Origin of the sequence: Streptomyces sp. V4I2 (genome assembly GCF_030817655.1) — a bacterium.
In the GTDB taxonomy this organism is placed as follows: domain Bacteria; phylum Actinomycetota; class Actinomycetes; order Streptomycetales; family Streptomycetaceae; genus Streptomyces; species Streptomyces plumbiresistens.
Genome location: NZ_JAUSZM010000003.1, coordinates 1,936,644 through 1,950,223, shown reverse-complemented (window position 1 = coordinate 1,950,223; position 13,580 = coordinate 1,936,644). Strand labels below are relative to the sequence as shown.

Genomic DNA, 13,580 nt, shown 5'->3' with positions numbered 1-13,580 from the left:
CTCAGCCCGTCCCCAGCCCCCGCACGCGCACGGGGTGAGGCGGCTCGCTCAGGCCGTCCTCACCCTCCCGCTCGACGACCACCCGTGAGTCCTTCCAGCGGGCGACGTAGCGTTCGACCTCAGGCTCGTCCCAGCCGTCGCCCGCGTCCGGCACCACCAGCCCGCCCCCGACGCGTCCCCGGGCCGGCGCCCAGACCTCCAGTTCCAGCCCGCCGTCCGCACCGCGCACCGGGATGACGGCGCCCGCCCGCGCGAGTACCGGAATCCGCGACAACGGAGCGTCCACGAGGACCTGCCCCGGCCCCTCGTAGGCCTGCCCCGTCGCCGTGTCGTACCAGCGTCCCCGTGGCAACTGCACTGCTCGCCGGTCCGCTCCCGGATCGAGCACCGGTGCCACCAACAGGCAGTCCCCCAGCAGAAACGCGTCCTCGCAGTCACGCAGCGAGCGATCCTCTGGCGCCGACCACCACAGCGGCCGCACATAGGGCGCCCCCGTACGTCGGGCCAGATGCGCCAGGGTCACGAAGTACGGCAACAGCCGTCGACGTTCGACGAGCGCCACGCGCGCGTATTCCAGCACATCGGCACCGAACTCCCACGGCTCCCGGCGCCCGGCCCGATGACTCGCGTGGGTGCGGAAGAGCGGCAGATACGAACCCAGTTGGAACCACCGCAGATACAGCTCGGGCGACGGACTCCCGTCGTAGCCGCCCACGTCCGGCCCGGAATACGGCACCCCGCACAGCCCCAGCCCCATGACCAGCGACAGCGACGCCCGGAGTCCGGGCCAGCCCGTGGCGACGTCGCCCGACCACGTCCCGCCATAACGCTGCATCCCGGCCCAGCCGGAGCGCGAGAAGACGAAGGGGCGCTCCTGGGGGGCCAGTTCGCGCAGCCCCTCGTATGCCGCCCGGGCCATGCACAGCGCGTACACGTTGTGCGCCTCGCGATGGTCCCCGCCCCGCCCCTCCAGCGCGTGTCTGGCCGACCGCGGCAGCGTCGACTCCCCGAAGGCGGCGAACGAGGTGGGTTCGTTCATGTCGTGCCAGAAGCCTGAGAAACCCTGCGCGAGCCGCTCCTCGTAGAGGCGCCCCCACCAATGCCGCACGCGTGCATGCGTGAAGTCCGGATGGACGGCCTCCCCGGGCCACACGACTCCCCGCACGAGCCGCCCGGCCCCGTCCCGTACGAACGCTTCCTCGTCCGTCCCGGCGTCGAACACGGCATTGCCGGGTTCGGCCTTGACCGCGGGATCGACGATCGACACCAGCCGGATCCCGTCCCGACGCAACTCCTCCGCGAGCACCGGCAACTTGGGGAAGCGATCCTGATCGACGGTGAACACCTGGTGCGCGTCATAGTGATCGATGTCGAGGTGGACCGCGTCGAGGAGCAGACCGCGCTGCTGATACCCCGAAACGATCCGTCGCACATCCTGCTCACTGCCGAAGCCCCACCGCCCGTGATGGTGACCGAGCGCCCAGGCCGGCGGCAGCGCCGGTGCCCCGGTGAGCGAGGCCCAGGCGAGCAGCACGCGCGCGGGGGTGCCCACCATCACCCAGCAGCGCAGCGGCCCGCCGTCCATCCTGAGCTCGGACGTGCCGGCCCGGTCGTGTCCGGAACCGGCGCCCTCCTCGCCCTCCCGAAGGGTGACCGTGCCGTCCCACGAGGTGTCGTGGAACGCCAGATGCGTGGCCGCGTCGGCCACCACGAGCTGCACCGGCATCGTGACGTACAGCGGGTCGTCGTCGGGTCCGAAGGGGCGGCCGGGGTCGGTGTTCCACAGCCGGTACGTCCCGTCGCGCAGCCGGGGCCCCGAAGCGCGCCCACCGAGCCCGAAGAACCGCGCGTCGGCAGCCACCTCCGAGCGCTGCATCCAGCGCGCCCGGCCGCCGCCGACCGGCTCCCACCAGCGGGGCGGCAGATCCCGGCGCAGCGTCACCCCTCCGGGCGTCAGCACCTCGACCGAGCCGTGCCGCGAGACGGCGACCGTCGCCCGCTCGGCCACGACCCGCCAGCCGCCGTCCTTGTCCGGCTCCAGCACCGCTCGCGGGTCCGGCTCCGGGCAGCGGCCGGCGAGCGCGTACGACGGCTCGGGACCGGCCCCGTCCCACCCCAAGAACACGGCCCCGTTCACGGCGACGGTGACCCGCAGCTCGGAGCGGCTGAACCGGACGACACCGCCCCCGGGCCCGGGCTGCACCTCTCGCACGGGCCCGGGCACCCGCGCCCGCTCGGCCCCCCGCGGAGGCAGCTCGGAGGCATCGGCACGCCTCCTGCGCCACGCGGCGCGTACGGTACGCAACCCCTGGGCCGATCCCACCGAACCGACCACCTTCATCGAATGCACCAGGTCACGACCGTCCATGCTGCTCAGCCTGCCATTGACTGCCCCACGATTGCGTGTCGTTCAACTGCCGTTCACCCGTGCTGGGACCACATCTTCACGACACGGACTATGTGGGGCACACCCTGGTGCAGGATTTGATCACATGGCATCGTCCATATCAGCCGCGTCACGCGCACACCCCAGCCCGTGCGCGGACGACGCACACGACGCGCACATTCCGGGAGCCGCCCCATGTCGACCGTGAACCCCCAGCCGCTCTGGCAGCCAGATCCGGAACACATCGCCCAGGCACAGGTCACCAGGTTCCAGGCATGGGCCGCCGAACAGCACGGCGCTCCCGCAGAGGGCGGTTACCCCGCACTCCACCGCTGGTCCGTCGACGAGCTGGACACGTTCTGGAAAGCAGTCACGGAGTGGTTCGACGTACGCTTCTCGACCCCCTACGCGCGCGTGCTCGGCGACCGCTCGATGCCCGGCACCCAGTGGTTCCCCGGAGCCGCCCTGAACTACGCCGAGCACGCCCTGCGCGCCGCCGAGACCCGTGGGGACGAACCCGCCCTCCTCCATGTCGACGAGATCCACGATCCGCGCCCGGTGACCTGGTCCGAACTGCGCCGCCAGGTCGGCTCCCTGGCCGACGAACTCCGCGCCCTCGGCGTACGCCCCGGAGACCGCGTCAGCGGCTACCTCCCCAACATCCCGCAGGCGGTGGTCGCCCTCCTGGCCACAGCCGCCGTGGGCGGCGTCTGGACGTCCTGTGCGCCTGACTTCGGCGCCCGCAGCGTCCTGGACCGCTTCCAGCAGGTGGAACCGGTGGTCCTGTTCACCGTCGACGGCTACCGCTACGGGGGCAAGCAGCACGACCGCCGCGACACGGTCGCCGAACTGCGCCGCGAACTGCCCACCCTGCGCGCCGTCGTCCACATCCCCCTCCTCGGCACCGAGGCTCCCGAAGGCGCACTGGAGTGGTCGGCCCTGACGGCCGCCGACACCGAGCCCGTCTTCGAGCAGGTGCCCTTCGACCACCCTCTGTGGGTGCTCTACTCCTCGGGTACGACCGGCCTGCCCAAGGCCATCGTCCAGTCCCAGGGCGGCATCCTCGTCGAGCACCTGAAGCAGCTCGGCCTGCACTGCGACCTCGGCCCCGAGGACCGCTTCTTCTGGTACACCTCCACCGGCTGGATGATGTGGAACTTCCTCGTCTCCGGCCTCCTCACGGGCACCACGATCGTCCTCTACGACGGCAGCCCCGGCTATCCCGACACCGGCGCCCAGTGGCGGGTCGCCGAACGCACCCGAGCCACGCTCTACGGGACCTCGGCCGCGTACGTCATGGCCTGCCGCAAGGCCGGCGTGCACCCAGGCCGCGACCACGACCTCTCCACGGTGCGGTGCGTCGCCACCACCGGCTCACCCCTGCCGCCCGACGGATTCCGCTGGCTGCACGACGAGGTCCGCAACGACCTGTGGATCGCGTCCGTCAGTGGCGGCACGGACGTCTGCTCCTGCTTCGCAGGAGCCGTACCGACCCTCCCCGTGTACATCGGAGAACTCCAGGCGCCAGGGCTGGGCACCGACCTGCAAGCCTGGGACCCGAGCGGCAAGCCCCTGATCGACGAGGTCGGCGAGCTCGTTGTCACCAACCCCATGCCGTCCATGCCGATCCACTTCTGGAACGACCCGGACGGCAGCCGCTATCACGACAGTTACTTCGACACCTATCCCGGAGTGTGGCGCCACGGCGACTGGATCACCGTGACCTCACGCGGCTCGGTCGTCATCCACGGCCGCTCCGACTCGACGCTCAACCGTCAGGGCGTACGCATGGGTTCGGCCGACATCTACGAAGCTGTCGAACGCCTCCCCGAGATCAAGGAATCGCTGGTCATCGGCATCGAACAACCCGACGGCGGCTACTGGATGCCCCTCTTCGTGCACCTGGTCCCGGGAACCGTCCTCGACGAGGCCCTCCTGAACCGCATCAAGCAGACGATCCGCGAACAGCTCTCCCCCCGCCACATCCCCGACGAGGTCATCGAGGTACCCGGCATCCCGCACACCCTCACCGGAAAACGCATCGAGGTGCCCGTGAAGCGACTCCTCCAGGGCACCCCATTGGAGAAAGCGGTCAACGCGGGCTCCATCGACAACCTCGACCTGCTCCACTTCTACGAGGACCTGGCCCGCAAACGCGCCTGACCCCAGCCCCGGTCAACCGCCGTAGGCGGCCTCGGACGCGCCGAGTACGACGCCGAAGTCCGAGGCCGGCCGCACCACGTCGGCCGCCTCGAGCTCGGCGAGGGGGACTCGGAACACTCGCCGTCACGGAGGCCGTCGCCACCGGCTCGATCTGCTGGACCGCCTTCGGCAACACCATCGCCGTGACCTGCATGAACCTCCCTGGATCGTCCGTGACAGTCTCTCCCTGCCGCCACTGTCAGTGCCCCCGGTTACTGTGAGTGAGCATTGATCGACCGCACACAGGGGGAACCATGGCGCACACCGACCACCAGACCATGCGACGCGTCCTGCGCCGCGAAATCGCCGGCACCATCGGTCTGCTGACCGACGAGCACGACTTCCGCGCCATGCGGCGCTACCGAAGCTTCACCTTCAGCGACCACACGGCCTATCTACGACAGGTCGAAGACCTCCTCAAAACCCGCGCCGCCCAGGGCAGTCACACCACGGTCGCCCTGTTCGACCCGCAGGAGTACGCCGAGTACTGCACGGACGCGGGCCTCGACCCGGACATCCAGTCCAGCCGCACACGCTTCACAGCAGAGCTCGCGACAACCGGCCCGACCATCCCCTACGACGGTCAGCCCATGGCCGACCTCGTACCGGCCCTGGTGGACGAAGCCGTCCGGCAGGCCACCTGGGAGTACGCGAGCACCCTGCTGGCCCGCCTCGGCGCCTGTGCCTCCTGCGGCGAGGACATCGGCCGCGCGGCGTTCGTCCGCGCCTCCCACTTCCTCGTCCGCATCCTCGAAACGGCCCAGCAGGGAGATCGACACCTCGTCTGCAGTGTCACCGGCACCCCGGAAGCACTGGTGTCGGTGCTCCACACAGAGGAAGACACCGACGGGGCCACCCACCTTGACGAGGCCGAAGCTCTCGAATTCACCACCGTCCTGGCCCTCGGCCTCGCAACCCAGGGGCCAGGCGGCCTCGTGATGCGCACCAGCACCCCTGGTGCCCCGGACCGTATCTACGGCTGGCGCATGCGCGGAGAAGGCCTCGAACCCCTCACTGCCGGAGAGGTCTTCGACGCCTACTGCACGGACATCGACTCCGGCGACCTGATCTCCCCGGAATCGGACGTCGACTACTGCGTGCCGCCGGACCTCGGCGACACGGGGCCGACGCCGGGACACCACCACTGAACGCGTGAGGGGCGCTCCACCCGCAGGTTGAGCGCCCCTCGACCCAGCCGACGGCCGGTCGGCCCGGCCACTACTCGCCGGACAGCACCGCCTGAGCAGCGTTGCGCGCCTCCTCGGCACTGTCCGCCGCCCGGGCGGCCGCCGCGGCCCGCTCACACTGCGCCAGGGTGTACTTCGCCAGCGAACCCCGGACGTAAGGAATCGACGCCGCACCCATGGAAAGAGAGGTGACACCGAGACCGGTCAGCACACATGCGAGCAGCGGATCGGACGCGGCCTCCCCGCAGACACCACAGCTCTTCCCCTCGGCCCTCGCCGCCTCGGCGGACAGCGCGACCAGGTCGAGCAGCGCGGGCTGCCAGGGATCCTGCAGCCGGGACACCGCACCCACCTGACGGTCCGCGGCGAAGGTGTACTGCGCGAGGTCGTTGGTCCCCAGGGAGAGGAACTCGACTTCCTGAAGAATCGAGCGCGCCCGCAGCGCGGCCGACGGAATCTCCACCATCGCGCCGAACTTTGCCTGCAACCCCGCCTCACGACATGCGTCGGCGAACGCCTTCGCATCAGCACGGTCCGCCACCATCGGAGCCATGACCTCGAGGTAGACCGGCAGCCCTTCGGCAGCCTTGGCCAGCGCGGTCAGCTGCGTGCGCAGCACCTCTGGGTGGTCGAGCAGTGTCCGCAGACCACGCACACCCAACGCCGGGTTCGGCTCGTCGGCCGGCGTCAGGAAGTCCAGCGGCTTGTCCGCACCCGCGTCCAGCACCCGCACCACGACACGCCCCTCGGGGAACGCCTCGAGCACCTGACGGTAGGCGTCGACCTGCTTCTCCTCCGACGGAGCGTTCTTGCTGTCGTCGAGGAACAGGAACTCGGTACGGAACAGACCGACACCCTCGGCCCCGGCCTCGACGGCCGCCGGCACGTCGGACGGACCGCCGACATTGGCCAGCAGCGGCACCTTGTGGCCGTCGGAGGTGACACCCGGTCCCGTCGAGGCGGCCAGCGCGGCCTTGCGCTCGGCGGCCTCGACCGTAAGCCGTGTCTTCCTCGCCTCAGTGGGGTTCACGAAGATCTCGCCGGTGCTCCCGTCCACGGCGATCACCGTGCCCTCGGCCAGCTCGCCCGCACCGGGCAGCGCCACCACGGCCGGCACCCCGAGCGCACGAGCCAGAATCGCGCTGTGGCTGGTCGGCCCGCCCTCCTCGGTGACGAAACCGAGGACCAGCGTCGGGTCCAGCAGAGCGGTGTCGGCCGGCGCAAGGTCCCGAGCAATGAGGACATACGGCTCGTCGCTGTCCGGGACACCCGGCATCGGCACCCCGAGCAAGCGAGCGACGATACGATTCCGCACGTCATCGAGGTCGGCCACCCGACCGGCCAGGTACTCACCGGCCCCGGCGAGCAGGGCGCGGTACGCGGCGAAGGCGTCGTACACCGCACGCTCCGCCGTACTCCCGACGGCGATGCGTCGCTCCACGTCCGACATCAGCTCGGGGTCCAGGGCCATCATGGCCTGCGCCTCGAGCACCGCCTGGGCTTCGCCCCCCGCCAGATTGCCGCGCGCCATAAGGTCGGCCGCCACAGCCTCCACGGCCTTGCGGGCGCGACCCTGTTCGCGCTCCGCGTCCTCCGCCGGGATCTGCTTGGCAGGCGGTTCGAGAACCGCCGTTCCCATGTGCCTAACCTCGCCGATCGCCACACCGTGGCTCACGCCGACGCCTCGCAGCGTTGTCTCCATCTCACCGTCTCCGATAGTGCGGCGGGTCCCGCCGCCGCGGTGGTTGTCCCTACTTGCCGTCGTACGACGGCGCCGACGTCACTTCCAGACGAAGAGAGTGTCGCCCGACTTCACGTCGCCGTCCTCACGGAGCTCGGCGAGTGCTTCGGCCGTGGCCTCAAGCGCCACGACCGGGCAGACCGGAGACTTACCGGCGGCCTCGACAGCGGCCGGGTCCCAGCGCACCACGCTCTGCCCACGGGTGACGGTGTCGCCCTTGTTCACGAGCAGCTCGAACCCCTGACCGTTGAGCTGCACCGTGTCGATGCCGAGGTGGGTGAGTACGCCGTGCCCCGTCTCGTCGACGACGACGAAGGCGTGCGGGTGAAGCGAGACGATGACTCCGTCCACGGGCGCGACAGCCTCGGAAGGCTCACGCACGGGGTCGATGGCCGTGCCGGGGCCGACCATGGCGCCGGAGAAGACCGGATCGGGCACTGCTGCCAGTCCGATGGCACGTCCGGCAAGAGGGGACATCACGGTGGTCATGGGAAGCCTCCCGGGGGTGGAGATCTATATGGACACCGTCACTGTCTGTCCCGGACGGCGCGCTGATCAGCAGGGTATGTCATATGAAGTACCGGTTCCGCACGAAGCTCACGATTAGAGGTCTAGACCACATCTCCAATCGATTTGCACCGGCTCCGCGGGCCCGTGTACAGTCGTACTCCTGCTCGGGGCTGAGCGACGCACCTGGCGTCCTTGCCTGGCAGCACCCAACTTGTCAGATCCTATCTCGGGGTCACCTTCTGCATGCCTGCAGGACGGTGGTCAGAGGGCCGGAAAAACACTGATAGAGTTTGGAACAGCGAAGGGAAGCGCCCGGAGGAAAGCCCGAGAGGGTGAGTACAAAGGAAGCGTCCGTTCCTTGAGAACTCAACAGCGTGCCAAAAGTCAACGCCAGATATGTTGATACCCCGTCCATCGGATTCTTCCGGTGGCGAGGTTCCTTTGAAGAATACACAGCGAGGACGCTGTGAACGGCCGGGCTTATTCCGCCTGGCTGTTCCGCTCTCGTGGTGTCGACCCGATTACGGGTAAACATTCACGGAGAGTTTGATCCTGGCTCAGGACGAACGCTGGCGGCGTGCTTAACACATGCAAGTCGAACGATGAACCACTTCGGTGGGGATTAGTGGCGAACGGGTGAGTAACACGTGGGCAATCTGCCCTTCACTCTGGGACAAGCCCTGGAAACGGGGTCTAATACCGGATAACACTCCCTCCCTCCTGGGTGGGGGTTGAAAGCTCCGGCGGTGAAGGATGAGCCCGCGGCCTATCAGCTTGTTGGTGAGGTAATGGCTCACCAAGGCGACGACGGGTAGCCGGCCTGAGAGGGCGACCGGCCACACTGGGACTGAGACACGGCCCAGACTCCTACGGGAGGCAGCAGTGGGGAATATTGCACAATGGGCGAAAGCCTGATGCAGCGACGCCGCGTGAGGGATGACGGCCTTCGGGTTGTAAACCTCTTTCAGCAGGGAAGAAGCGAAAGTGACGGTACCTGCAGAAGAAGCGCCGGCTAACTACGTGCCAGCAGCCGCGGTAATACGTAGGGCGCAAGCGTTGTCCGGAATTATTGGGCGTAAAGAGCTCGTAGGCGGCTTGTCACGTCGGGTGTGAAAGCCCGGGGCTTAACCCCGGGTCTGCATTCGATACGGGCTAGCTAGAGTGTGGTAGGGGAGATCGGAATTCCTGGTGTAGCGGTGAAATGCGCAGATATCAGGAGGAACACCGGTGGCGAAGGCGGATCTCTGGGCCATTACTGACGCTGAGGAGCGAAAGCGTGGGGAGCGAACAGGATTAGATACCCTGGTAGTCCACGCCGTAAACGGTGGGAACTAGGTGTTGGCGACATTCCACGTCGTCGGTGCCGCAGCTAACGCATTAAGTTCCCCGCCTGGGGAGTACGGCCGCAAGGCTAAAACTCAAAGGAATTGACGGGGGCCCGCACAAGCAGCGGAGCATGTGGCTTAATTCGACGCAACGCGAAGAACCTTACCAAGGCTTGACATACGCCGGAAAGCATCAGAGATGGTGCCCCCCTTGTGGTCGGTGTACAGGTGGTGCATGGCTGTCGTCAGCTCGTGTCGTGAGATGTTGGGTTAAGTCCCGCAACGAGCGCAACCCTTGTTCTGTGTTGCCAGCATGCCCTTCGGGGTGATGGGGACTCACAGGAGACCGCCGGGGTCAACTCGGAGGAAGGTGGGGACGACGTCAAGTCATCATGCCCCTTATGTCTTGGGCTGCACACGTGCTACAATGGCAGGTACAATGAGCTGCGATACCGTGAGGTGGAGCGAATCTCAAAAAGCCTGTCTCAGTTCGGATTGGGGTCTGCAACTCGACCCCATGAAGTCGGAGTTGCTAGTAATCGCAGATCAGCATTGCTGCGGTGAATACGTTCCCGGGCCTTGTACACACCGCCCGTCACGTCACGAAAGTCGGTAACACCCGAAGCCGGTGGCCCAACCCCCTTGTGGGGAGGGAGCTGTCGAAGGTGGGACTGGCGATTGGGACGAAGTCGTAACAAGGTAGCCGTACCGGAAGGTGCGGCTGGATCACCTCCTTTCTAAGGAGCACTTCTTACCGATCCCTTCGGGGTGAGGTCAGAGGCCAGTTCATCGGCGAACGTCCGGTGCTGGTTGCTCAAGGGTGGAACGTTGACTACTCGGCACACTTGACCAGCTTGTCTTCCTAGTACTGCTTCGGCGTGGAATGGAAGGCGAGTGGCGAGGGTGTCGGGCACGCTGTTGGGTGTCTGAGGGTACGGGCTTTCGAGTCTGGACCTTCGGTGCCGGCCCCAGTGAACTCGAACCGGTTGGTTCGGGGTGATGGGTGGCTGGTCGTTGTTTGAGAACTGCACAGTGGACGCGAGCATCTGTGGCCAAGTTTTTAAGGGCGCACGGTGGATGCCTTGGCACCAGGAACCGATGAAGGACGTGGGAGGCCACGATAGTCCCCGGGGAGTCGTCAACCAGGCTTTGATCCGGGGGTTTCCGAATGGGGAAACCCGGCAGTCGTCATGGGCTGTCACCCATACCTGAACACATAGGGTATGTGGAGGGAACGCGGGGAAGTGAAACATCTCAGTACCCGCAGGAAGAGAAAACAACCGTGATTCCGGGAGTAGTGGCGAGCGAAACCGGATGAGGCCAAACCGTATACGTGTGAGACCCGGCAGGGGTTGCGTATGCGGGGTTGTGGGATCTCTCTTTTACGGTCTGCCGGCCGTGAGACGAGTCAGAAACCGTTGATGTAGGCGAAGGACATGCGAAAGGTCCGGCGTAGAGGGTAAGACCCCCGTAGTCGAAACATCAGCGGCTCGTTTGAGAGACACCCAAGTAGCACGGGGCCCGAGAAATCCCGTGTGAATCTGGCGGGACCACCCGCTAAGCCTAAATATTCCCTGGTGACCGATAGCGGATAGTACCGTGAGGGAATGGTGAAAAGTACCGCGGGAGCGGAGTGAAATAGTACCTGAAACCGTGTGCCTACAAGCCGTGGGAGCGTCGCTGTATGTGCTTGCACATGCAGTCGTGACTGCGTGCCTTTTGAAGAATGAGCCTGCGAGTTTGCGGTGTGTTGCGAGGTTAACCCGGGTGGGGTAGCCGTAGCGAAAGCGAGTCCGAATAGGGCGTTTCAGTAGCACGCTCAAGACCCGAAGCGGAGTGATCTAGCCATGGGCAGGTTGAAGCGGAGGTAAGACTTCGTGGAGGACCGAACCCACCAGGGTTGAAAACCTGGGGGATGACCTGTGGTTAGGGGTGAAAGGCCAATCAAACTCCGTGATAGCTGGTTCTCCCCGAAATGCATTTAGGTGCAGCGTCGTGTGTTTCTTGCCGGAGGTAGAGCACTGGATAGGCGATGGGCCCTACCGGGTTACTGACCTTAGCCAAACTCCGAATGCCGGTAAGTGAGAGCGCGGCAGTGAGACTGTGGGGGATAAGCTCCATGGTCGAGAGGGAAACAGCCCAGAGCATCGACTAAGGCCCCTAAGCGTACGCTAAGTGGGAAAGGATGTGGAGTCGCACAGACAACCAGGAGGTTGGCTTAGAAGCAGCCACCCTTGAAAGAGTGCGTAATAGCTCACTGGTCTAGTGATTCCGCGCCGACAATGTAGCGGGGCTCAAGCGTACCGCCGAAGTCGTGTCATTCATACAATAGGGCCAACGCCCGTATGGATGGGTAGGGGAGCGTCGTGTGCCGGGTGAAGCAGCCGCGGAAGCGAGTTGTGGACGGTTCACGAGTGAGAATGCAGGCATGAGTAGCGATACACACGTGAGAAACGTGTGCGCCGATTGACTAAGGGTTCCTGGGTCAAGCTGATCTGCCCAGGGTAAGTCGGGACCTAAGGCGAGGCCGACAGGCGTAGTCGATGGATAACCGGTTGATATTCCGGTACCCGCTGTGAAGCGTCAAACATTGAATCAGGCGATGCTAAGTCCGTGAAGCCGCCCTGGAGCCTTCGGGCAAAGGGGAGTGGTGGAGCCGACGGACCAGACTTGTAGTAGGTGAGTGATGGGGTGACGCAGGAAGGTAGTCCAGCCCGGGCGGTGGTTGTCCCGGGGTAAGGGTGTAGGCCGAGTGGTAGGTAAATCCGCCGCTCATCAAGGCTGAGACCTGATGCCGAGCCGATTGTGGTGAAGTGGATGATCCTATGCTGTCGAGAAAAGCCTCTAGCGAGTTTCATGGCGGCCCGTACCCTAAACCGACTCAGGTGGTCAGGTAGAGAATACCGAGGCGTTCGGGTGAACTATGGTTAAGGAACTCGGCAAAATGCCCCCGTAACTTCGGGAGAAGGGGGGCCATCACTGGTGAGGGGACTTGCTCCTCGAGCTGGGGGTGGCCGCAGAGACCAGCGAGAAGCGACTGTTTACTAAAAACACAGGTCCGTGCGAAGCCGTAAGGCGATGTATACGGACTGACGCCTGCCCGGTGCTGGAACGTTAAGGGGACCGGTTAGTCACTCTTCGGGGTGGCGAAGCTGAGAACTTAAGCGCCAGTAAACGGCGGTGGTAACTATAACCATCCTAAGGTAGCGAAATTCCTTGTCGGGTAAGTTCCGACCTGCACGAATGGCGTAACGACTTCTCGACTGTCTCAACCATAGGCCCGGTGAAATTGCACTACGAGTAAAGATGCTCGTTTCGCGCAGCAGGACGGAAAGACCCCGGGACCTTTACTACAGTTTGATATTGGTGTTCGGTTCGGCTTGTGTAGGATAGCTGGGAGACTGTGAAGCTTGGACGCCAGTTCAGGTGGAGTCGTCGTTGAAATACCAGTCTGGTCGTGCTGGATGTCTAACCTGGGTCCGTGATCCGGATCAGGGACAGTGTCTGATGGGTAGTTTAACTGGGGCGGTTGCCTCCTAAAGAGTAACGGAGGCGCCCAAAGGTTCCCTCAGCCTGGTTGGCAATCAGGTGTTGAGTGTAAGTGCACAAGGGAGCTTGACTGTGAGACCGACGGGTCGAGCAGGGACGAAAGTCGGGACTAGTGATCCGGCGGTGGCTTGTGGAAGCGCCGTCGCTCAACGGATAAAAGGTACCCCGGGGATAACAGGCTGATCTTCCCCAAGAGTCCATATCGACGGGATGGTTTGGCACCTCGATGTCGGCTCGTCGCATCCTGGGGCTGGAGTCGGTCCCAAGGGTTGGGCTGTTCGCCCATTAAAGCGGTACGCGAGCTGGGTTTAGAACGTCGTGAGACAGTTCGGTCCCTATCCGCTGCGCGCGCAGGAATATTGAGAAGGGCTGTCCCTAGTACGAGAGGACCGGGACGGACGAACCTCTGGTGTGCCAGTTGTCCTGCCAAGGGCATGGCTGGTTGGCTACGTTCGGGAGGGATAACCGCTGAAAGCATCTAAGCGGGAAGCCTGCTTCGAGATGAGTATTCCCACCCCCTTTGAGGGGTTAAGGCTCCCAGTAGACGACTGGGTTGATAGGCCGGATCTGGAAGCCCAGTAATGGGTGGAGGTGACCGGTACTAATAGGCCGAGGGCTTGTCCTCAGTTGCTCGCGTCCACTGTGTTGGTTCTGAAACCACGAACAGCCCCATGCCCATG

Annotated in this window: 5 protein-coding genes and 2 rRNA genes; 4 read left to right on the top strand and 3 right to left on the bottom strand. The window is 65.2% G+C overall.

The window, feature by feature from the left end; translation table 11 throughout:
• Window position 1: 1 nt before the first annotated feature.
• A complete protein-coding gene (locus tag QFZ76_RS09895) occupies window positions 2-2,368 on the bottom strand; it encodes a glycoside hydrolase family 31 protein (RefSeq protein ID WP_307673372.1) in 2,367 nt (788 codons plus the stop codon).
• Between the two features lie 213 nt (window positions 2,369-2,581).
• Between QFZ76_RS09895 and QFZ76_RS09890 the strand changes: the two genes are divergently transcribed.
• Complete coding sequence (locus QFZ76_RS09890) at window positions 2,582-4,549, top strand: acetoacetate--CoA ligase (protein ID WP_307673371.1); 1,968 nt, start codon at window positions 2,582-2,584, stop codon at window positions 4,547-4,549.
• Between the two features lie 293 nt (window positions 4,550-4,842).
• Entirely contained in the window at window positions 4,843-5,736 is an 894-nt protein-coding gene (locus QFZ76_RS09885) for a hypothetical protein (RefSeq protein ID WP_307673370.1), read from the top strand.
• Window positions 5,737-5,806: 70 nt separating this feature from the next.
• On the opposite strand, the gene ptsP is transcribed toward QFZ76_RS09885, so the two are convergent.
• Together ptsP and QFZ76_RS09875 are read right to left on the bottom strand one after the other, a co-directional pair.
• Window positions 5,807-7,477 (bottom strand): phosphoenolpyruvate--protein phosphotransferase, encoded by a 1,671-nt coding sequence (gene ptsP / locus QFZ76_RS09880; protein WP_307673369.1) that lies wholly within the window; start codon window positions 7,475-7,477, stop codon window positions 5,807-5,809.
• A 78-nt stretch (window positions 7,478-7,555) separates the two neighbouring features.
• Window positions 7,556-8,005, bottom strand: coding sequence for a PTS glucose transporter subunit IIA (locus QFZ76_RS09875; RefSeq protein WP_266443344.1), 450 nt, complete (start codon window positions 8,003-8,005; stop codon window positions 7,556-7,558).
• A 555-nt stretch (window positions 8,006-8,560) separates the two neighbouring features.
• Here QFZ76_RS09875 and QFZ76_RS09870 point away from each other — a divergent pair.
• Window positions 8,561-10,088 (top strand): 16S ribosomal RNA (locus QFZ76_RS09870).
• Between the two features lie 313 nt (window positions 10,089-10,401).
• Window positions 10,402-13,525 (top strand): 23S ribosomal RNA (locus tag QFZ76_RS09865).
• The 16S and 23S rRNA genes sit together here, the layout of an rRNA operon.
• Window positions 13,526-13,580: the final 55 nt, after the last annotated feature.

Excerpts from the sequence above, each read along its gene's own strand:
- QFZ76_RS09895 (WP_307673372.1), bottom strand. The coding sequence starts at position 2,368 with ATGGACGGTCGTGACCTGGTGCATTCGATGAAGGTGGTCGGTTCGGTG.
- QFZ76_RS09890 (WP_307673371.1), top strand. The coding sequence starts at position 2,582 with ATGTCGACCGTGAACCCCCAGCCGCTCTGGCAGCCAGATCCGGAACAC.
- QFZ76_RS09885 (WP_307673370.1), top strand. The coding sequence starts at position 4,843 with ATGGCGCACACCGACCACCAGACCATGCGACGCGTCCTGCGCCGCGAA.
- ptsP (WP_307673369.1), bottom strand. The coding sequence starts at position 7,477 with ATGGAGACAACGCTGCGAGGCGTCGGCGTGAGCCACGGTGTGGCGATC.
- QFZ76_RS09875 (WP_266443344.1), bottom strand. The coding sequence starts at position 8,005 with ATGACCACCGTGATGTCCCCTCTTGCCGGACGTGCCATCGGACTGGCA.